The sequence below is a fragment of the Iodobacter fluviatilis genome (genome assembly GCF_004194535.1).
In the GTDB taxonomy this organism is placed as follows: Bacteria; Pseudomonadota; Gammaproteobacteria; order Burkholderiales; family Chitinibacteraceae; genus Iodobacter; species Iodobacter fluviatilis_A.
This window is the reverse complement of sequence record NZ_CP025781.1, coordinates 1,654,565-1,675,184: the sequence shown is the minus strand read 5'-3', so window position 1 is coordinate 1,675,184 and position 20,620 is coordinate 1,654,565. Positions and strand designations below refer to the sequence as shown.

21 protein-coding genes and 1 other annotated feature are annotated in these 20,620 nt (G+C 49.2%); of the genes, 9 read left to right on the top strand and 12 right to left on the bottom strand.

Annotated elements, in window-relative coordinates; genetic code table 11:
• The first annotated feature begins 70 nt into the window (after positions 1–70).
• Positions 71–1,290, top strand: a protein-coding gene (locus C1H71_RS07505) for an IS3 family transposase (RefSeq protein WP_374704445.1) whose coding sequence is annotated in 2 segments (ribosomal slippage) — positions 71–350 and positions 350–1,290 — 1,221 coding nt in all. Because the reading frame shifts where the segments join, the coding sequence is not laid out codon by codon here.
• Positions 346–462 (top strand) — a sequence feature (AL1L pseudoknot). (Overlaps the previous gene by 117 nt.)
• Positions 1,291–1,452: 162 nt before the next feature.
• Complete coding sequence (locus tag C1H71_RS07500) at positions 1,453–2,691, top strand: DEAD/DEAH box helicase (RefSeq protein WP_130105991.1); 1,239 nt, start codon at positions 1,453–1,455, stop codon at positions 2,689–2,691.
• 114 nt (positions 2,692–2,805) lie between these two features.
• Here C1H71_RS07500 and C1H71_RS07495 read toward each other — a convergent pair whose 3' ends face one another.
• Positions 2,806–4,821 (bottom strand): M13 family metallopeptidase, encoded by a 2,016-nt coding sequence (locus tag C1H71_RS07495; protein WP_130105990.1) that lies wholly within the window; start codon positions 4,819–4,821, stop codon positions 2,806–2,808.
• Between the two features lie 160 nt (positions 4,822–4,981).
• On the opposite strand from C1H71_RS07495, the gene C1H71_RS07490 reads away from it, so the two are divergent.
• Complete coding sequence (locus C1H71_RS07490; RefSeq protein ID WP_130105989.1) at positions 4,982–5,893, top strand: bifunctional helix-turn-helix transcriptional regulator/GNAT family N-acetyltransferase; 912 nt, start codon at positions 4,982–4,984, stop codon at positions 5,891–5,893.
• A 57-nt stretch (positions 5,894–5,950) separates the two neighbouring features.
• Here the strand turns inward: C1H71_RS07490 and gnd are convergent, their stop codons facing one another.
• A complete protein-coding gene (gene gnd, locus C1H71_RS07485; RefSeq protein WP_188053650.1) occupies positions 5,951–6,862 on the bottom strand; it encodes a phosphogluconate dehydrogenase (NAD(+)-dependent, decarboxylating) in 912 nt (303 codons plus the stop codon).
• A 437-nt stretch (positions 6,863–7,299) separates the two neighbouring features.
• Between gnd and ubiU the strand changes: the two genes are divergently transcribed.
• From ubiU to C1H71_RS07465, 4 genes are all read left to right on the top strand, one after another.
• Positions 7,300–8,298, top strand: a complete 999-nt coding sequence (ubiU, locus tag C1H71_RS07480) for a ubiquinone anaerobic biosynthesis protein UbiU (protein ID WP_130105988.1) — start codon at positions 7,300–7,302, stop codon at positions 8,296–8,298.
• A gap of 132 nt (positions 8,299–8,430) precedes the next feature.
• On the top strand, positions 8,431–9,306 hold the full coding sequence (locus tag C1H71_RS07475; RefSeq protein ID WP_130105987.1) for a U32 family peptidase: 876 nt from the start codon (positions 8,431–8,433) through the stop codon (positions 9,304–9,306).
• Positions 9,303–9,728, top strand: coding sequence for a ubiquinone anaerobic biosynthesis accessory factor UbiT (ubiT, locus tag C1H71_RS07470; RefSeq protein WP_130105986.1), 426 nt, complete (start codon positions 9,303–9,305; stop codon positions 9,726–9,728). The genes C1H71_RS07475 and ubiT overlap by 4 nt, the downstream gene beginning before the upstream one ends.
• Before the next feature lie 183 nt (positions 9,729–9,911).
• Entirely contained in the window at positions 9,912–10,742 is an 831-nt protein-coding gene (locus C1H71_RS07465) for an undecaprenyl-diphosphate phosphatase (RefSeq protein WP_130105985.1), read from the top strand.
• Between the two features lie 92 nt (positions 10,743–10,834).
• Here C1H71_RS07465 and cyoE read toward each other — a convergent pair whose 3' ends face one another.
• From cyoE to C1H71_RS07445, 4 genes are all read right to left on the bottom strand, one after another.
• Positions 10,835–11,746, bottom strand: a complete 912-nt coding sequence (gene cyoE / locus C1H71_RS07460; protein WP_130105984.1) for a heme o synthase — start codon at positions 11,744–11,746, stop codon at positions 10,835–10,837.
• 17 nt (positions 11,747–11,763) lie between these two features.
• Positions 11,764–12,798, bottom strand: coding sequence for a COX15/CtaA family protein (locus C1H71_RS07455; RefSeq protein ID WP_262488412.1), 1,035 nt, complete (start codon positions 12,796–12,798; stop codon positions 11,764–11,766).
• Positions 12,799–12,898: 100 nt separating this feature from the next.
• Positions 12,899–13,354, bottom strand: a complete 456-nt coding sequence (locus C1H71_RS07450) for a hypothetical protein (protein WP_130105982.1) — start codon at positions 13,352–13,354, stop codon at positions 12,899–12,901.
• A gap of 169 nt (positions 13,355–13,523) precedes the next feature.
• Entirely contained in the window at positions 13,524–14,240 is a 717-nt protein-coding gene (locus C1H71_RS07445; protein WP_188053648.1) for an SURF1 family protein, read from the bottom strand.
• Between C1H71_RS07445 and C1H71_RS07440 the strand changes: the two genes are divergently transcribed.
• Complete coding sequence (locus C1H71_RS07440; protein ID WP_130105980.1) at positions 14,239–14,430, top strand: twin transmembrane helix small protein; 192 nt, start codon at positions 14,239–14,241, stop codon at positions 14,428–14,430. The genes C1H71_RS07445 and C1H71_RS07440 overlap by 2 nt on opposite strands.
• A gap of 409 nt (positions 14,431–14,839) precedes the next feature.
• Here the strand turns inward: C1H71_RS07440 and C1H71_RS07435 are convergent, their stop codons facing one another.
• From C1H71_RS07435 to coxB, 6 genes are all read right to left on the bottom strand, one after another.
• Positions 14,840–15,706, bottom strand: a complete 867-nt coding sequence (locus C1H71_RS07435) for a cytochrome c oxidase subunit 3 (protein ID WP_130105979.1) — start codon at positions 15,704–15,706, stop codon at positions 14,840–14,842.
• 114 nt (positions 15,707–15,820) lie between these two features.
• Positions 15,821–15,994 (bottom strand): DUF2970 domain-containing protein, encoded by a 174-nt coding sequence (locus C1H71_RS07430; protein ID WP_130105978.1) that lies wholly within the window; start codon positions 15,992–15,994, stop codon positions 15,821–15,823.
• On the bottom strand, positions 15,991–16,503 hold the full coding sequence (locus C1H71_RS07425) for a cytochrome c oxidase assembly protein (RefSeq protein ID WP_130105977.1): 513 nt from the start codon (positions 16,501–16,503) through the stop codon (positions 15,991–15,993). The genes C1H71_RS07430 and C1H71_RS07425 overlap by 4 nt, the downstream gene beginning before the upstream one ends.
• 172 nt (positions 16,504–16,675) lie before the next feature.
• On the bottom strand, positions 16,676–16,771 hold the full coding sequence (locus C1H71_RS21000; protein WP_218586923.1) for a cytochrome oxidase small assembly protein: 96 nt from the start codon (positions 16,769–16,771) through the stop codon (positions 16,676–16,678).
• Complete coding sequence (gene ctaD / locus C1H71_RS07420) at positions 16,764–18,413, bottom strand: cytochrome c oxidase subunit I (protein WP_130105976.1); 1,650 nt, start codon at positions 18,411–18,413, stop codon at positions 16,764–16,766. Before ctaD ends, C1H71_RS21000 begins: the two co-directional genes overlap by 8 nt.
• Before the next feature lie 10 nt (positions 18,414–18,423).
• The gene (coxB, locus tag C1H71_RS07415) at positions 18,424–19,521 is read right to left on the bottom strand and encodes a cytochrome c oxidase subunit II (RefSeq protein ID WP_130105975.1); all 1,098 of its coding nucleotides are present in this window, start codon (positions 19,519–19,521) and stop codon (positions 18,424–18,426) included.
• A 304-nt stretch (positions 19,522–19,825) separates the two neighbouring features.
• Between coxB and C1H71_RS07410 the strand changes: the two genes are divergently transcribed.
• A complete protein-coding gene (locus C1H71_RS07410) occupies positions 19,826–20,590 on the top strand; it encodes a DUF2189 domain-containing protein (protein WP_130105974.1) in 765 nt (254 codons plus the stop codon).
• Positions 20,591–20,620: the final 30 nt, after the last annotated feature.

Genomic DNA, 20,620 nt, shown 5'->3' with positions numbered 1-20,620 from the left:
GGTTTTTATAATGCCAATAGTGAATCGCACCGGGTTTCGCGGAGGCTCCAATTCTTGAGAGAATGGCGCCATGAAGAAATCAACTCACTTTTCCCCCGAAGTCCGTGAACGAGCAGTTCGCATGGTCATTGAACACCTTGCTGAATACCCATCCGAATGGGCTACCCTCGTTTCAATTGCCAGCAAAATAGGCTGCACGCCCGAAACACTGCGCACATGGTGCCGTCGACAAGGCGGCGATACCGTTCAAGCCAACAAAAATTCAGCAGAGAACGAACGAATCAAAGCGCTGGAACGAGAAGTACGCGAACTTAAAAAGGCCAATGAAATTCTGCGCCTAGCCAGCGCGTATTTCGCACAGGCGGAGCTCGACCGCCGCTTGAAATCGTAAGGTCATTCATCGATTCCCATCGTGGTCAGCACGGGGTCGAGCCGATCTGCAAACTGTTACAGGTCGCTCCGTCTGCCTATCGACGTTATGTCGCTCGACAGCGCAATCCCGCGTTACGTTGCCAACGTGCCATTCGTGACGAGCAACTGAGCGGTGAAGTTACGCGCGTCTGGCAAGAGAATCATCAGGTGTATGGTGCCGTCAAAGTCTGGCGGCAACTCAAGCGCGATGGGCATCTTGTGGCGCGGTGTACCGTTGAGCGTTTGATGCGCAGCCTAGGTTTGCGCGGAATATCGCGTGGTAAAGCGGTGCGCACGACACGCCCAGACCCTGCCGTTGCTTGCCCACTCGATCATGTGAACCGACAATTTGTCGCCGAACGACCGAATCAGCTCTGGGTGTCGGATTTTACCTACGTATCGACTTGGCAAGGCTTCGTGTATGTGGCGTTTGTGATTGATGTATTCGCTCGGTATATCGTGGGCTGGCGAGTGAGTCGCAATATGCAAACCGAGTTTGTGCTGGATGCGTTAGAGCAAGCCCTTTGGGCGCGGCAACCGGAGCGAGAAGCGCTGATTCATCACAGCGACCGTGGATCGCAGTATGTATCGATTAGATATACCGAGCGATTGACTGAAGCAGGCATCGAGCCATCGGTTGGTACGACCGGCGACAGTTACGACAATGCACTCGCTGAGACGATTAACGGACTCTACAAAGCGGAAGTGATTCATCGTTTGGGGCCTTGGAAAAGCCTAGAATCTGTGGAGCTAGCGACATTAGAATGGGTTTCGTGGTTCAATCACCATCGTTTGCTTGGGTCGATTGGTCATATCCCACCTGCGGAAGCAGAAGCAAATTATTATCGTAATCAAAGCGAGCAGGCCATGTTGGTCTGACTCAAACCAAACAGCCTCCGCGAAACCCGGTGCGATTCAACTTGTATCAATGTGCGTGAGTAGTGTGTCCCCTCTACATTGCATCCTGTCCTATCCACAAGGACAGCTCCCGCCATCTCGCTTATACTTCGCACCCGTCAGAAATATTATCTAAGGCCCATCATGTCCTTTTCCGCTCTGGGTCTGTCACCCGCCGTTTTACTTGCTGCTAGCAAAAAATCCTATATCACTCCAACGCCCGTTCAGGTGGCGGTGATTCCTGCTGTGCTGTGGGGGGAGGATGTTTTGGCGCAGGCGGCCACGGGTTCGGGTAAAACGGCTGCTTATGTTTTGCCACTGCTGCATCTCATGACAACGGGCAGTAGCAAGGTGTTGATTTTGGTGCCAACGCGTGAGTTAGCGGTGCAGGTGGGGGACGAGATCAAGGGGTTTCTGGCGGCTTTAAGCAAAAATAATCTGACTAAGCCGATCAAGCTAGCGACGGTATTTGGGGGTGTGGCGATTAACCCGCAAATGATGCAGCTGCGTGGTGGGGCCGATGTGTTGGTGGCAACGCCAGGCCGTTTGCTGGATTTAATCGATAAGAACGCGGTTCGGCCTGAGTTTTTTAATATCCTAGTGTTGGATGAAGCTGATCGCTTGCTGGATATGGGCTTTGCAGTAGAGCTAAACCGAATTCTTGCGCTGTTACCTGCTAAGCGTCAGAGCCTGTTTTTCTCGGCGACTTTTCCTGACGAAGTGAACGCGCTGGCGACAGGCATATTACACATGCCGACCCGTGTGATGATTGAGTCGACCGAAACCACTAAGCCAGACATCTTGCAGCGGGCGATTTTTGTGGATGCAGAGCGCCGTGCCGATGTGCTCGCGCATTTGATCAAAGAGAATGAAGGGCAAAGAGTGCTGGTGTTTGTGGCCAGCAAGCAGGGAGCTGAGCAGCTTGCTAATCAGCTTTACGCCAAGGGCATTAATACCGCGCCTTTTCATGGCGAATTTAGCCAGGGGCGGCGTAATCAAGTGTTGGCCGAGTTTAAGTCGGGCAGCTTGCAAGTGGTGGTGGCGACCGATCTGGCTGGCCGTGGTATCGATATTGATGGCCTGCCGTTTGTGGTGAATTACGATCTGCCAAGATCCCCCATTGATTACACTCACCGCATTGGCCGCACTGGTCGCAATGGTGCAAGTGGCTGCGCGATTAGCTTTGTTACTGCGGCCACCGAAGCGCATTTTCGCCTGATTGAAAGCCGCACGCATATCCGCCTTACCAGAGAAGTGATCGCAGGCTTTGAGCCCCAGCAAACTAGCGCGCAAGCGGTGCCGAATCCCGGTGGAGTGAAGGGGGTGAGGATGAGCAAAAAAGATAAACTGCGCGCGGCAGCGGCTAGGGCAGAGAAAGAATAAAGATGTAAGAACTTAAAAAATCTTAAGGCGCAGAGAACACAGAGAAAACCGATTGAATGGTTCTTTGTGTTCTGCCTTTTTCTCTGTGCCTACAGACGTTTTTTTAGCCCATCATCACCAAATATTCACCCGCTTATCTTCGCTTCTTAATGCTGCTTTACCGCAAGAAAATGCGGTGGCAAATTCTGGCATATTGGCGGTGGGGGCGAGTACACGGTATTTCTCAGGTGAGTGTGGGTCGGTCAGTATTTGCATACGCAAGGCTTCATTGCGAACATTGTTTCTAAAGCTTTGTGCATTGGCAATAAAGAAGCGCTGCTCCTGCGTTAAACCATCTATTTTTTCTGGCTGTGGTTTGCTTGCCAGCGATTTCTTTAATGCGATAAAGGCAATTTTTAAACCGCCTAAATCGGCGATATTTTCGCCAGCGGTGAGTTTGCCATTGATATGTAATTCATCGATGGGATTAAATTCATCGAATTGCCTAGCAATCTTACTCACTCTAATCGCAAAGTTCTTTTTATCGTCGTTAGTCCACCAGCTTTTTAAATTACCATCGCCATCAAATTGGCTGCCCTCATCATCAAAGGCATGGGTTAATTCATGGCCGATGGTAGCGCCGGTATTACCATAATTACTGGCGGTGTCTGCCCCCATATGAAACAGCGGCGCTTGCAAAACACCTGCAGGAAATACAATTTCATTCATACTTGGATTGTAATAAGCATTTACAGTTGATGGTGTCATACCCCATTCGTTTCTATCAATTTCTTTACCAAGTTTGGCAAGTTGGCGTTTGAATTCAAATTCATGGCCGCGTTTAATATTGGCCACATAGGATTCTTTATCAATTTGCAAACTGCTGTAATCGCGCCAAGTATCTGGATAGCCAATTTTTACTGCAATCTTATCTAGCTTTTTTAAAGCCTGCTGCTTGGTGATATTACTCATCCAGTCTAAGCTTTTTATTTGCTCCGCCATGGCTAGTTTTATATTATTTACCATATCTAAAGCTTTGGCCTTGGCGGCGGGGCTAAAGTATTCAGCCACATAAAGTTCGCCCAATGCTTCACCCAAATTCTGATCTAGGCTTTTTAATACCCGCTTCCAACGTGGCCTTAATTCGGCTGCCCCAGATAATTGTTTACTATAAAAATAAAAGTCTGCATTTACAAAATCACTCGATAAGTATTTAGCCCGATTATGCGCCAAGTGCCAGCGCAAATAGATTTTCCAATCATCTAGCGATACAGTATTTAGCATCTGGCTAATATGTTTAAAAAACTTAGGCTGCGCAATATTCATGTCTTGGGGATTAGCTACACCTAATTCTGTAATGTAATCTTTCCATTGTAAATTAGGGCTCAGTTTTTGCAGCGTTTGGAGATTAAGTACGTGATAAGTAGATTCAGGATCGCGCTGTTCTACTTTTGTCATAGAAGCTTTTGCTAGGCTTGTTTCTATGCTTAAAATGCGAATTGCATTTTTTTCTGCTTGTTGCGGGCTATCACCTAATAAAGCGAATATTTTCAGTAAATGTGCTTTGTATTGCTGGCGGATGGTTCGGCTTTTGCTATCGTTTTTTAGATAGTAATCTCTATCTGGTAGGCCCAATCCGCCTTGGGATAAATCTATGATATAGCGCAATGAGTTTTTTGCGTCCTGAGCCACATTAAAATCAAATAATGGATTCACCCCTTCGGCGTGTAATTGGGCTAAAACTCGAATCAAATCTTGCTGGGTTTTAATGGCAGTAATCTGCCTTAAGCGCTCGGCCAGTGGCGTTGCCGCTGCGGCCTCAATCCGCGCTTCATCCATGCCGCTTAAATAAAAGGCACCTACTTTATTTGCTGCGATGGTATTGTTTGCAGAGTTAGCTGCGACTTCAACAATATTTTTTAATGCGCTTAAATTTCGCTCATAAACTTCATCATAAGCACCATAGCTAGAGCGATCCGCAGGTACTGGATGCTCCGCCAGCCATTTGCCATTTGCAAATTGATAAAAATTACTGCATGGATCTGCTGATCTATCCATTGTGGCGGCTTCTAACACCAGATTATTGGCGTGGCTTAAAGCTGATCCAGCAAAAAAAATCACAGCAAGTGCAGTGCGAATTGAATTGGGCATGGTGGTTCTTTGAGTGGATGATTTGTCTTTGAATCTACGCAATTATGTCTTTGAAATATATTGGGGTAAGCGAGATGTAAAAAAATACGCACTTAAGTAATGCTTGCCAAGCGATTGAGTTATCAATATAGTTGTAAAAAACAACTATATTGAGGTTGGCATGAATTCAAGGGCGCTAAGAGCCGTATCGCGCGATATTGTGCGTGAACTGGGTGTATTTGCTAAGAAATGCGGCAAGGTGGAGCTGAGCCCCGTTGAGGCGCATATTTTGATTGAGCTGGAAAGCGCTAGCCTTACTAGCTTGCAATTAGTTGAGCGCTTGCGTATTGATAAGTCCAACGCCAGCCGAGTTTTACAAAAAATGCTTGAGCAGGGTTTGATTGAATGGCAGGCGCACGTCAGTGATAAAAGAAGTAAGCAGGCGGTGTTAACCTTGGCGGGTAAAGAGCTATTACAGGCGGTGCATGGGCAATACGACGGCGAAATTAACCAGGTTTTGCAGCAGCTAAGCCAATCTGAGCTGCAGGCTTTGGAGGCGGGTTTATTTTTATATCGGCAAGCTTTAATGAAAGCGCGTGCCCAGCAGGGCTATCAAATCCGCCCAATGTTAGAAGCGGATAATCAAGGCATTGCGGCGGTGATTCGGCAGGTGTCTGCTGAGCATGGTTTGAGTGCGGCTCAGGGTTATGGCGTTTCAGACCCGCATTTGGATCAACTTTATCCTTGCTATCAGCAGGCAGGGGCGGCTTATTGGGTGATTCAGCAAGACTCTGGTGAGCTGCTCGGTGGAGCAGGCATTGCTCCGCTAGCTGGGGCTGCGGGATCGGTATGCGAGTTACAAAAAATGTATTTATTAAGCAGCAGCCGAGGTTTAGGTTTTGGCCAACGTTTGCTTAATATTGCCTGTGATTTTGCGCAGCAGGCGGGGTATCAGCAGTGCTATTTGGAAACCACCGCCAGTTTACCGGCAGCGCTTGCCCTGTATAAAAAAATGGGCTTTAGGCAAATTACAGAAGCGATGGGCGATACCGGCCATCATTCTTGCGAAATTTTTATGCTGAAGGATCTGTAAAAAAACAAACCCCGCCTTTTAAAAAGACGGGGTTTGTTTTTAGTATGTTAAAGCCGTTTACTTCTTGGCTACATGATGGCCGCCAAAGGCATTGCGCATCATCGATAGCAATTTAGCGACGTAATCACCTTTACCTTGGGTGGTGTAGCGCTGGAATAGCGACGCTGCAATCACCGGCGCAGGAACGCCTAGTTCTACGGCTTCTAGTACTGTCCAGCGGCCTTCGCCTGAATCAGGAACGAAGGGTTGGATGTTTTCTAGCTTGGTATCGTTTTTCAGGGTGTCGGCGGTTAAGTCGAGCAGCCATGAGCGGATTACTGAGCCGTGACGCCATGTTTCAGCGACTTCAGCTAGATCAAGATTTAGCTCTTTTTTGGCTTCCAAGAGGGCAAAGCCTTCGGCAAAGGCTTGCATCATGCCGTATTCAATGCCGTTGTGAACCATCTTCACATAGTGGCCGCTACCGGCTGGGCCTGCGTGAATCCAGCCGCGATCTGATGCTGGAGCCAAGATTTTAACAAACGGCTCCGCCATCGCAAATGCGTCTTTTTCGCCGCCAATCATAATGGTGTAGCCGTTAGCTAAGCCCCATACGCCACCTGATACGCCCGCATCCATAAACTTAAAGCCTTTGGCATTCAGCTCTTTAGCGTGGCGTTGTGAGTCTTTATACATGGCGTTTGCGCCATCAATAATCAAATCACCAGGGGCCAGTAAAGCAGTCAGCTCACCAAACATGGTTTCGCTGATTTCGCCGGCAGGTAACATCATCCACACCACTCGCGGGCTTGGTAATTCGGCAATTAGGCTGGCTACGGAGTCAAAACTGCGGATATTGGCGTGCTCAGCGGCAAGTTGGGTACGCGTTTCAGCACTTACATCAAAGCCAAATATGGTAGCGCCACCAGCAGCTAAGCGGCGAGTCATATTTGCGCCCATTTTACCGAGACCAATCATTGCAATTTGCATTTTGAGCATCCTTGTTTGTTCGTTTTCTCGTGCTTGGCTTGTGCCCAAGCGTGAATATCCTGCAGCATGAACCTTAGTCTCATGTCTGCCAATTGGGAATTATGGCACTACGCGTTGGGCGTAGTGGGAAGCAAATGCCTACAAAACACGGTAAACGGCCTTTCTTACGTTTTTTTTGTTATTTTGGGCTTGTTTTTAAGAAATTGATCCTGATTAAACCAGAATATGTTGCGATGCAGTATGATGAAAAAGTGTCATAAAGCGTGTGGGCTTTGTGGCATGGTCACTCTGTGTGTGGGTTGATTAAGGCGTGCGGTGCTGCTTTTGCAGACGCACGCTTTTTTCTGCGCGCTATTTCTGATGTTTGTTTGATTTAACTTAAAAAGCGCTGTGTCAGATGTATTTAAGCTACCCGTGTTTATCATTCGGGGGTGCTTATGGCCCTGCCACAACTGGTTTGCCCTGCTGGCAGCCTGCCCGCCTTAAAAACCGCGATCGATCAAGGGGCTGATGCGGTTTATCTTGGTTTTAAAAATGCCACTAATGCCAGAAACTTTGCTGGCCTTAATTTTAGCGATGCTCAGCTGCTTGAAGGCGTGCGCTACGCCCATGCTAAATGCCGTGAAGTGCTGATCGCAATTAATACCTATGCTCAGCCGGGGCGAATTGCCGAGTGGCGTGCATCTGTTGATAAGGCGGCTGATTTAGGCGCAGATGCGGTGATTTTGGCCGATATGGGCCTTTTGGAATATGCCTATCGCACCCATCCTCATTTGCATCTGCATTTATCGGTGCAAGGCTCGGCCACTAATTTTGAAGCAATTAATTTAGCGCATGAATGCTTTGGCGTGCGCCGTGCGGTGTTACCGCGCGTGCTGACGTTGCCGCAAGTTGAATACGTGATTAAAAATACGGCTGTGGAGATTGAGGTGTTTGGTTTTGGCAGCCTCTGCGTCATGGCCGAGGGCCGCTGCATTTTATCTAGCTATGTAACGGGACAATCCCCCAACACTCACGGTGTGTGTTCTCCTGCCAGCTTTGTTCGCTGGGAAAACCACGGTGATCGTATGGATGCGCGTTTGAATGGCGTGCTGATTGATCGTTTTGAAGCAGGTGAGCCTGCAGGCTATCCAACCCTGTGCAAGGGGCGTTTTGAAGTGGCGGGCGAGACTTATTACGCCATGGAAGAGCCAACCAGCTTGAATACGCTATCAATCCTGCCTGAGCTGATGCGAATTGGTGTAGCGGCGATCAAGGTAGAGGGCCGTCAGCGCAGCCCTTCTTATGTTGGGGAGGTAACCAAGACTTTGCGCATGGCTATTGATGCCTGTGCGGACCCACGCTATTCAGTTAAACCTGCGTGGCAGGCGGCTTTGGATAAGGTGTCAGAAGGGCATCAGCAAACGCTGGGCGCTTATGATCGGCCGTGGCGTTGATGCTTAATCATCACTCTAATACTGGTGCAAAAAACGCTAAGCCTGAATGACAGAACCAAGCGTAATAGTGTTTAGTTTTCTTTGCGGAACGCTGTGCTTAAAGATTTAGCAATATTCTATTAACAGGTATTTATGAAACTCTCCCTCGGCCCCATCCTTTATTACTGGCCTAAGCAACAGGTGCTAGATTTTTATGCCGAGGCACTGACTTGGCCTGTGGATGTGATTTATCTGGGCGAAGTGGTTTGTTCGCGTCGGCATGAGCTGCGCAGTGCAGATTGGCTGGCGCTAGCTAAAACCTTGCGGGCAGCGGGCAAAGAGGTGGTGATTTCTTCGCAAGCTTTGTTGGAGTCGGCCAGTGATTTATCTAGCTTAAAAAAGCTGGCAGAGGCGGGGGGCTGTCTTGAAGCCAATGACTTGGGGGCGGTTAAAGTGGCCCGTGATTTGGGGATGCCTTTTGTGGCTGGGCCGCATCTGAATATTTATAACGGCGCGGCGCTGGATTGGTTTGCTGCTCAAGGCGCGATGCGCTGGCTGCCTTCTTTAGAAAGCAGCCACACCGATATTGCGGCTATTCTGGCGGAAAAAACCAACGTCATTGAAACCGAAGTCTTTGCTCACGGCTATTTACCATTGGCATTTTCAGCACGTTGTTTTACCGCACGTTATTACGGGTTAAATAAAGATGCCTGTGAGTTTCGCTGCCTTGATCATGCCGATGGGCAGTTGGTCGCTACGCGTGAAGGGCAGGGCTTTTTACGGCTCAATGGCATTCAAACCCAATCATCCGCCTGCCAAGTGCTGTATGCCGAGCTGCCGCAAATGGCCGAGATGGGCATCGATATCTTGCGTATCAGCCCCCAAGCCGCTGGCACGGGCGAGCTGGCGGCGGCGTATGCTAAAAAATGTAGTTATCCCAATGCTATCCACGACTTTTCAACAGCTTATCCACAGGGGATGGTGAATGGTTATTGGCATGGTGAAGCAGGCATTAAGGAGTGCATATGAAACGTTTACAACATTTTCTTTTACTGAAATTACCGGAAGCCCCTGCGGCGTTTGCTTTAGCCAGCAGCTTAAATCTGGCCAGAAAAAAATTATGGCTGGAGGAAGACTTTGCTTGGCTAAGCGGGCGAAATATCCGTTTGGAGGTGCTGGATATTGGGCGAGGCATAACGCTGTCTTTTCAGAATGATCGGTTTAAACGTGGGGAAGGTCAGGTAGATGTGAAATTTAGCGCCAGCCTTGCCGATTACCTCGTGTTGGCACGCCGCTTAGAAGACCCTGACACGCTGTTTTTTCAGCGCCGCCTAAGCATTGAGGGCGATACCGAGCTGGGGTTAAGGCTAAAAAACCTAATGGATGCAACTGATTTTGAGCCACTCTTGGCGTGGTTGCCAAGCAAATTACGGGCGCATTTGCCAATTTGAAGAGGGATTAGAAAAAGTTAGAAAGAATCTGTAGACACAGAGGAAACTGAGAAAACCTAATGATTGCAGGCGTAACTGAACAGGGTTAGTTGTAAATCATTGCAATAAATATCAGATGTTAATCAGTTGATAAGATTGCACAGATATAATGCGGTTCTTTTCAGGCTATTGGGCAGAGTATCAATGGATATCGTATTGCTGTTTAAGTCGCTCATTATGGGCATGGTTGAAGGTATTACTGAATTTCTGCCTATTTCTAGCACTGGGCATTTGATTTTAACTGGCGATTTGCTTAATTTTATGAGCAAAGAAAAACGCGACGTGTACGAAATCTTTATTCAACTGGGCGCTATGCTGGCGGTAGTTTGGGAGTATCGGGCAAAACTTACGCAAACGCTAAAGGGCGCAGTTAAGCCAGGCAGCGAGCGTAATTTGCTGCTTGCGGTGGTGATTGCGTTTATTCCTGCCGCTATTTTGGGGCTGTTATTTAGCAAAACCATTAAAGCGCATTTATTCCAGCCAGTGCCGGTGGCGATGGCATTTATTATTGGTGGGATCATTATTCTTTGGGCCGAAAAACGCCAAGCTAATAAAGTGCCTGTGGTTGAATCGGTGGATGATTTAAGTTTAAAAGATGCACTTAAAGTAGGCCTTTGCCAGTGCCTTGCTTTAATTCCTGGGACTAGCCGCTCTGGTGCCACCATTATTGGCGGTATGTTCCTAGGCATTTCTCGTAAGGCTGCTACTGAATTTTCATTCTTTTTGGGGATTCCAACGCTGGGCGCGGCATCTATTTATAGCCTGCTAAAACATCGCCACGAGCTGGATATGGGCGATAGCGGCGTATTTGCGGTGGGCTTTATTGCCTCGTTTATCTTTGCCTTTATTGCTATTCGTGCGCTGATTAAATTTATTTCTACCCATACCTTTGTTGGGTTTGCTTATTACCGAATTGCCTTTGGTCTCATTGTATTAGCTACGGCGTATAGCGGCCTTGTGAGCTGGACGGTTTAATCGAAGGGCACGGCATACCGTGCCCTTCTTATCTCTGTGCCCACGCGTATAAGTCGATATTTTCGGCCTTGGCAGGTGCCGTGCCCCTAAATTTAAGCCAGCAATACCATCAACCAATGATCCAATAATAAAGCTGCAAATAAATAAGCTAGGTATTTAATCGAATATTTGAATAGTTCGCGGGCAATTAGATCGCCTTCGACTTCTTTCTCTTCCTGCCATAGCTTAAAGGCACGGGATAAAAAGCCGGTATTAAGAATGGCGATACTCATGCCGTATAGCCAGCCACTCATTCCGATAGCCAACGGGAGGGCGGTAACGGCGGCGAGGATGGCGGCATAGAGCAAGATAGATAAACGGGTAAATGCTAAGCCATGGGTAATGGGCAGCATAGGTAAGCCGGCTTTGGCATAGTCGGCCCGTCGATAAATTGCCAGCGCCCAGAAGTGCGGTGGGGTCCAAGTGTAGATAATCAGAAACAACAGCATGGCTTCTGCGGGCACACTGCCCGTTACTGCTGCCCAGCCTAAAATCGGTGGCATGGCCCCAGATGCACCGCCAATCACAATATTTTGCGGCGTAGCGCCCTTAAGTAGGCGGGTGTAAATCACCGCATAACCAAAGAATGTGGCCAGCGTTAGCCACATTGTCAGCATATTCACCCACGCCCCTAGCATCCATAGGCCCAGTGCGGTGGTAAGTAGGGCGTAAATCAGCGCATCGCCGGGCCTTACCGACCCTTTGACCAGTGGCCGCTGCTCGGTGCGACGCATATTACTATCGCGCTCTACTTCAATCAGGCAATTAAACGCTGCCGCACCACTGGCAACAAGGGCAATGCCTGCTGTAGCGGCCAGTATCAGGCTGAAAGCAGGCACTGTAGGGCCTGCCAGCAGCATGCCAACTACGGCACAAAAAACAATCAGCACAATTACACGGGGTTTACCAAGTTTAAAAAGCTCAGAGAGCTGCGCGGCAGATCGGCTAAGGGCAAGGGCAGTCATGGCAAAGCTCCAGTAAATTAAAACTGCGATGAAGATGCTACTTTTCTACCACTCCCATTTGGGGAGAGGGTTAGAGGAGAGGGTGCTTGGGCAATGTGCTTCAGTGGTTTAAGCTGCGCCAGTGCGCTTACACATAGCATTAGCAATAAAGCCGCTCCGCCGTTATGCGCTACTGCTAGAGGCAAGGGTAGGTAGAGCCAAACATTGGCGATGCCTAGGGAGATTTGTAGTAGCAGCGCGGCGCTGATCATCATGGCGAGCTTGGGGCTGTGCTGACGCAGTTGCCAAGCGGCAAGGCTAAACGTGATCAGCACCAGTAGCGCACCCAGCCGGTGCAGCCAGTGAATCGTGGCCAAGTGTGAGATGGTGAGCGCCTCGCCGCTGGCGGTGTGGCCCAGTTGGCGTATGGGCTGCATAGCCTCTGTGATGCCATCTAGCGCCGGAGTAAAACTGCCTTGGCAGGCAGGGAAACCATTACAGGCTAATCCTGCATAATTGGTAGATACCCAGCCGCCCAATGCGATTTGCAGCACAATGGCGGCAAGGCTGGTACTGAGCAGGGGCAGTAAATGGCGGTTAAAGCGGGTGGGTGTGCTAACTCTGGTGGCTAACCAAGCCAGCAGTGCTAATAGACACATTCCACCTAATAAATGAGAGGTCACCACCACCGGCATCAGCTTCATGGTGACGGTCCACATCCCTAGCAAGGCTTGGAAAAGAATCACCACCAGTGGCAGTAAAATTATCGTTCGGCCTAAATGCAGTGCACGGCGTTTTTTCCACAGTAAGATAGATATCGCCAATACCAGTAGACCAAGCCCACCGGCAAAATAACGGTGGATCATTTCTTTCCAGCCCTTGGCAGGCTCAATCTCCCCGCCGAATTGTGCACTAGCCTGCGCAATTTCATGGGCTTCATCTGGCGCACCAATCTGCCCGTAGCAGCCAGGCCAATCTGGGCAGCCCAGCCCAGCATCAGAGAGCCGCACATACGCCCCCAACATCACAAGACAAAAGGTCCAGATCAGGGTGAGGCAGAGTAGTGGTTTCATTGTTTTACCCCTTATCTTTAATTGCATAAATGCTTGCTGCTTAAGATAGAAAAAGTTCGTAAGCGTAGAATTTTTCCCGTTCTCTGTGGCTACAGAGTTTTCACCCCAGTGCCTTATTGTTTTTGAGTACCTGGCCAATCTCTTTTAGTGCTTTGCTTCGCCCCTCAATGCTGCTGAGTTGTTCGATGGAATAGCGCAGCACGGCATTACCGTGGGGATCGATCAGATAGAGGCCACTTTCTGGGGCGTGGCTGGGTAGATAGGCGATATCGGCGCTGTTTGATGGGCAAAAGCTGGCACGAACCACCCGCTGGCTGGCTTCTCCCTGCGCTAAACGCAGCTGTCCAGCAGCAAAGAGCAGCTGGCTATGTACATCGCCACATGCCGCATCGGCCGCAGCTAATCGCCAAGGACCAGGCGCTGCGATAGGGGTGGCTAATAGCTCACCAAAGCTATGCCCACCCGTAGGCCGCCACCATTGCCAAACAGCTTGTGCTGCCAGTATGGGCAGCAGGGATAACATAAAGCATGCGATCAGTACCGTGCGTCCTTTCATTTTTTTGCTTCCCTTCTCAGGCCAGAAAAACTCATTAAATTTTTTTAAAACCAAACTTTGTACGACAGAGAAAAAGAAAAATACGGAAGGCCACAGAGAAATACACAGCAAACTTAGTACAACTTATGCAAGCTATTTATCAGGGGGCTTTTCCGTGTACTCCGTGTTATTAGTGCGCTTCGCGGTTTAATGTTTGACTTCTAATGGGTTGGAGTTTTAGTTCTTTTTTAAATCGAAACCAAAGAAAAGCACCTGCCAGCGTCATGGCCCACCACGTTGCGGTATAGGCAAGGTGGCGCTCTGGAGGAATGATGGGCTGGCTGTGTGCTGCGATCAGCCCGTTTTCGCCCTGCTGCATTAATGCGTAAGCCTGTGGCTTGGGCTGCTTTGCCCAAGTGGCAAAGCGCTCTGGATTGATGTTTTGAAAAATATTGCCGCTGGGCATGGTGTGGCCCAGCTCAAAGAAACGCGGCCAAGGCTGAGCGCTGACAATGTTGCTAGAGCTCGCTTGTGGGGGGTGGGAATCCGGCCACCAGCCACGATTAACCAGTAGTATGTCGCCGTTCTTTAGTTGAAAAGGTGTGATGACCTGATAGCCGATTTGGCCGTTTTCAATGCGATGATCTAGTAATAGTTCTGCGCTATGTAGCCAGCTACCAACGAGCCGTACTGGCCGATAGAGCGGTAGCGTACCGCTTTGCCAGATCAGCGGCGGTAAAGCTTCTTGCTCTGCCAGCTGGTCAATTAAGAGTTGTTTATTGTGCGCTCGGCTCAGCTGCCACAGACCCATGCAAAAGGTAATTAGGATTAGTAATGCCAATGAAATAAGCGCAAACCGCTGGCGCTGGGTTAAGCTGGTATTTTGAGTGGACAGAGGCTTTGCCATGAAAATTGTTGCCATTATCCTGCTCCTGATTATTCTGATCACTTTGGGGCGAGCGCTATTGCAGATGGTTCGCGGTGGGCGATCCACGCAAATGGTTAAAGCGCTAACGCTGCGAGTGGGCTTGTCGATTGTTTTATTTCTTTTGTTATTGATTGCTTATGGGGTGGGGTGGATACATCCCAATGCATGAGTGTTGTTTTGTAGGGCGGGTGTAACCCGCCGCTTTTTAATTTGTATGCTAATCAAAAAACTGGTTTAAATGCCTTCGGCACAGTGATTTTGGAACGGTAGCCACCGTGGGGGCGTTCTTTTCTTGAACGGCCAAGAAAAGAACCAAAGCCGCAACCTCAAAAACACGAAGGCCCCTCTCTGCGGACAATCGAGGTGGCGTCAATTCAACTCGCTTCGCTCAAACACGACACAACGACTACCCCACCCCGCTTGTTCCTCGTGTCGCGGCTTCAAGGGGAGGGTAAAAGCCCAGTGCTACGAGCCGAGAAGAGCCGGAGCATGAACCCCCAAAAAATTCAAAGAACTTGGTTTTCCTCCGTGAAACTTCGTGTTCTCAGTGCCCTTCGTGGTTCAATGTTTGGGTTCGCTTATAGCCAGTACACAAACACAAATAAAATCAGCCACACCACATCTACAAAGTGCCAGTACCAAGCGGCGGCTTCAAAGCCGAAATGGTGCTCGGGGGTGAAGTGCCCGCGCATGGTTCGTACCAGCATGGTGGCAAGCATGATGGTGCCAACTAAAACGTGCATACCGTGAAAACCGGTCAACATATAGAAGGTTGCACCATAAGCGCCTGAGCTCATTTTTAGGCCTAGCTCGGTCCAGCCGTGATGGTATTCGACTGCTTGTAGCGTTAAAAATAAGGTGCCGAGCATGACGGTAAACAGCAGGCCCAGCTTAAGTTGGCCACGTTTGTTTTCCATTAATCCCCAGTGCGCCCAGGTGAGCGTTGCGCCGGATGTCAGTAGTAAGGCGGTATTGATAGCGGGCAGGCCAATCGCCGCCATAGGGGTATAGGGTGCGGCTTTGGGGCCGGTGGCGGCTGGCCAACTTTCATGAAATCCTGACCAAAGCAGGGTGTTTGTATCTGAGAAAAAGCCTAGCTCAGGCACGGAAATGGTTCGGGTATAAAATAGCGCGCCAAAAAAGGCGGCGAAAAACATCACTTCAGAGAAAATAAACCAGCTCATTCCCCAGCGAAATGAATAATCAACCTGAGTACCATAGCTGCCGCTTTGCGATTCTTTAACCACATCGCCAAACCAGCCAAAAATCATCCATATTAGGATGGCAAAACCCAGCAGCAAGATCCAGCTACCGGCTGCAACGCTATTCATGGCAAATGCTGCGCCTAGGCCCATACAGAATAGGGCTAGTGAGCCCACCACCGGCCAACGTGATGGTGCGGGTACAAAGTAATGTGCGTCGTGGATGCCGTTTTCAACGTTCATTTCATTACTCCAAATCTATATGTTGGGTGGGCACGGTGCCCACGCGTCATTCGTTCAACGTCATCAAATATGTAGGATGAAGTAGTAAACGAGGGCAAAAAAACATGTCACACCCTAAGATGTGGCAATCAACACTCGTACAAGTAAGAACACGCACAGCGCCAAGCACAGCGCTAAAATTAGCCCCGCTGCAATAATTTGCTGCGGCTTTAATTTAGCGCTCTCGGCGTTTTTACGGCTGCGTACGCCAAAAAAAGCGGCGAGTACGGTTTTAAGCGCTGCAATCATGATTTCAGCTCTGGGTGCAGCGTGTATGAAAGCGTGGCAGCGCCAAGTTCTTCGGGTAGTTCTTTCGCCACCAGTAGCACAACGGTCACGTCGCGTTGCTCATTTGGAGCTAAGGTGAGCGCATCAAAGCAAAAGCATTCTAGTTTTTGTAATAAACCTGCCGATCTGGCAGGGGCAAAACTGGGTATGGCACGTACTTTTAAAGGCTGATCGCTTAGATTACTTAGGCGAAATCTTGCTTTAAGTAGACCACCTGGTTTGGCCGTCATGACCGGATCTAAAGCCGCTAATGTGGCTGGTAAGTTGTCCGCCACATTAGTATCAAATTCAACGCGGATCACAGCGGCGTTGAGATTGGCGTAATCGCTATTGGCCTGGTCAATCCCAATTGCCTTACATAGCGCACCATAAAACGGCACCATGATGTAGCCAAAGCCAAACATCAGGCAGGCCACCACCATCATCCGTATGGCAATTTTGCGGTTGGCTTGCTGGAGAGCGCTTTGCATTTTTGCCTTTTTTATTCAGGTGAAAAACGTACAAAAACCTGTAGACGCAGAGAACATAAAGCCCTTAGCGCTTAGGGTGGGCACGTCGTTGTACCCGCGCGGTTGGTGCAGTAGGCGTGGGCACAAAAAGCATGCCCCTACCAATCCGTGCGCTTAGATTTTAGGTTTACCTTTACACATCCATCAGCCAGCGCCGAATAATGATGCCCACAAAAAAGGCGGCGGCGATGCTGGCGGTGATCAGTGCGGTGCGTAGATTCTTACTCATGGTGACCTTCCAGTAAGCCTTGGGCTTTTAGGCCTTTTTCGACCATTTCTAAAGAGGGCGGTGTTTCCCATGTATGGTGTGGTGCTGGTGAGGGCACTTCCCACTCTAGTGTGTTAGCGCCTTCCCATGGTTTGGCCGGAGCCTTGCCCACACCGCCACGGATGGTGTGAATCACGTTGTATAAGAAGAAAATTTGCCCTAGCCCAAAGCAGAACGCACCTACCGTCGCCATGGCGTTAAAGTCGGTAAATTGCATATTGTAATCAGGGATACGGCGCGGCATTCCGGCGAGGCCCAAGAAGTGCATCGGGAAGAATGTGACGTTAAACCAGATCATCGACCACCAAAAATGAAACTGGCCGCGGCCTTCGTGGTACATAAATCCTGTCCACTTTGGAAGCCAATAGTAGGTGGCGGCAAAGAGCGTAAACAGAGCGCCTGCCACCAACACATAGTGGAAATGGGCCACCACATAATAGGTGTCTTGCATTTGAGTATCGACCGGTGCAATAGCAAGGATTAGCCCAGAAAATCCACCAATGGTAAACAGGCAAACAAAGCCAATTGAAAACAACATTGGCGTTTCAAAAGTCATGCTGCCCTGCCACATGGTGGCGATCCAGTTAAAGACTTTTACCCCAGTTGGCACGGCAATCAGCATGGTGAGAAACATAAAAAACAGCTGGGTGCTGGCGGGCATACCCACCGCAAACATATGGTGTCCCCAAACCATAAACGACAGAATGGCGATTGAGCAGGTGGCGTAAACCATCGACACATAACCAAACAGCGGTTTGCGGGCAAAAGTGGGGATAATCTGGCTGACGATACCAAAAGCGGGCAGCGCCATGATATAGACCTCGGGGTGGCCAAAAAACCAGAAAATATGCTGGAACAATACTGGGTCGCCACCGCCAACGGCTTTGAAAAAGTGCGTATCAAAGTGCCGGTCGGTGAGCAGCATCGTCACTGCGCCTGCCAGCACCGGAGCCACGGCAATCAATAGATAGGCCGTAATCAGCATCGTCCAGCCAAACAGCGGCATTTTCAGCATCGTCATGCCTGGCGCGCGCATATTTAGCACCGTGGTGACAATATTGATCGAGCCCATAATCGACGATAAGCCCAAAAGGTGGATGGCAAAAATCGCCAGATCCATCCCCATGCCCGCCTGAATCGACAGCGGTGGGTAAAGCGTCCAGCCGCCTGCCGCTGCGCCGCCGGGTACAAAAAATGAAATCATTAACAGTGCCGCTGCGGGAGGCAATAGCCAAAAGCTCCAGTTATTCATCCGTGCAAACGCCATATCTGGCGCACCGATCATCAGCGGCAGCATCCAGTTAGCTAGGCCGGTAAATGCCGGCATAATTGCGCCAAACACCATAATTACGCCGTGCAAAGTGGTCAGCTGATTAAAGAAATCAGGTTGCCAGAATTGCAGACCAGGTTGAAATAACTCAGCGCGAATACACAGCGCCATAATGCCGCCAGTAATAAACATGCTAAAGGCAAACCATAGATAAAGCGTGCCGATGTCTTTGTGATTGGTGGCGTAAAGCCAGCGCTGCACAAAGGAGACGTGATGCTCCTCATGCGCATGATCGTGGGCAGGGGCATGCAGCGTGTCGTGTGCGGTTGTCATGGGTTTATCCTCACTTTCTGGCGGCTTTAACATCGGCGGGGTATAGAGCATCGCCTACGGTATTGCCAAAACTATTGCGCTCGTAAGTGACGACTGCCGCAATCTCGGTATCTGATAAAGCATTCCATGCGGGCATGGCATTTTTGCCTTTCAACACCATTCCAAGATGGTCGGCAATAGGACCAAGTGCGATTTTTGATCCAGCCAGCGATGGGTAAGGGCCAGAGCCTTTGCCGTCGGCCTTATGACAGGCTACGCAGTTGATTTCATAAACAGATCGGCCTCGGGCAATCAGCTCGTCTTTGGTCCACTTTTTATTTGGATCGTCGGCAGCGGCTTTAGCCTCGGCTTGTTTCTTGCCAACCCATTCTTGAAACTCCTTATCTGTAACCACTTTAACGACCACAGGCATAAAGCCGTGGTCCTTGCCACAGAGCTCGGAGCACTGACCACGGAAGGTGCCTGTGTTTTCTGCTTTAAACCAAGTGTCACGGATAAACCCCGGAATTGCATCTTGCTTAACCCCAAAAGCGGGCATCGCCCAAGAGTGGATTACATCGTTACTGGTGGTCAGAATGCGGATTTTCTTGCCAACAGGCACCACCAATGGCTCATCAACTTCCAATAGATAATGCTCTCCCTTAGGGCTGGCATTGCCTTGGTAATCGTTGATTTGATCCTGTTTGGTGGTTAGACGGCTTTTAAAATCAACGCCATGATCCAGATATTTGTAGCCCCAGAACCATTGATAGCCGGTGGCTTTAATGGTGATTTCTGAATCGCGTGTGTCTTTTTGTGCGATCACTACGCGGGCGGCGGGCCATGCCATCGCAATCAAAATGAGCGCTGGAATGATGGTCCAGAGAATTTCGACCGTGGTGTTTTCGTGGAAAGGTTTGGCAGCATGGCCGAGTGATTTTCGGTGCCTTAAAATGGCGTAAAACATCACCCCGAACACAAGAAAGAAAATCACCAGAATAATCCACATCAATAATGTGTGTAGATTGGTGATGTCATGGGCTATTGCAGATTGAGCAGGCTGAAAGTTCATGCTTCCCGCTTGTGCAATAGCAGCAGGCAGCATTAATGCCAATGCAAGTCTTCGCATTACTCACCTCCCTAGGTGTAGCGCCTTCCTCTTAATAATAGGGTCGGTCGCAGATTTAATCTTTATTCATATAACATAGCAGAAGATCTGACATATGCAAGTCAGATAGCTCATGATATTTCTTACGCCAAACTACTAATTTCTACCGTCTGTCTGCTTTTTAGAAGGCCATTGCCAAAGGTGTACTAAAAAATAAATGACCATCTGTTTTTGTGGTCACCAGTTTTTATCGGTCAAGGGGCGGAGCCAGCTTCGATTAATACGAAGCGGCTCCGAAAAAAGGCCATCACCAGAGAGGATAATCATGAGCGTACATATGGCCGTATTGGATCAGCACTTCACGCTGCCTAAAATTAGAAAGGTAGCAGCTAATAGCCCTGTGCTTTGGCTACAAAGAGGATGGACAGATTTATGGGCGCACCCAGGGCCAAGCTTGGTTTATGGTCTGCTTGTTACCTTGATGGGGGCTTTGGTCTTGTCTCTTGCTATAAACAATCCTTATTTATTCACCACTTCAATTACTGGGTTTTTACTGCTTGCTCCATTGGGGGCGGCAGGGATTTATGAGCTGACGTCTGAAAGAGAAGAGGGTAGGCCAACTTCTTTTGTGCAATCAATTCGTGATTTATTGGCCAATATGGGGCAACTGGCTTTTCTAGGCTTGGCATTAGCGATGGTGGCGATTGCTTGGGAGCGCTTTTCAGCTATTTTATTTGCCATATTTTACGGCGGACAAGATGTTAGTTTGTCTGGCTATTTGAGCTCTTTAATTGGTGAGTTTTTACCCTTCACCATTGTTTGGTCATTGGCAGGCTTCTTACTCGCCTTTTTGGTATTTGGCTTAACGGCCATCTCGATTCCCATGCTGGCCGATCGGGAAGTCGACAGCGTCACCGCCATGATGTGCAGCCTGCGTGCCACCTCTGAAAATCGCGTGGTAATGATCCAATGGGCGGCTTTAATTGTGCTGCTTACTGCCGTTGGCTTTATTACGGTGATTGGTTTGATCGTGATTTTCCCACTGCTAGGGCACTCAACTTGGTACGCCTATAAAGACTTGGTTGAGTAGATGCCAAGCACCCTGCTTATGAGCTTAAGC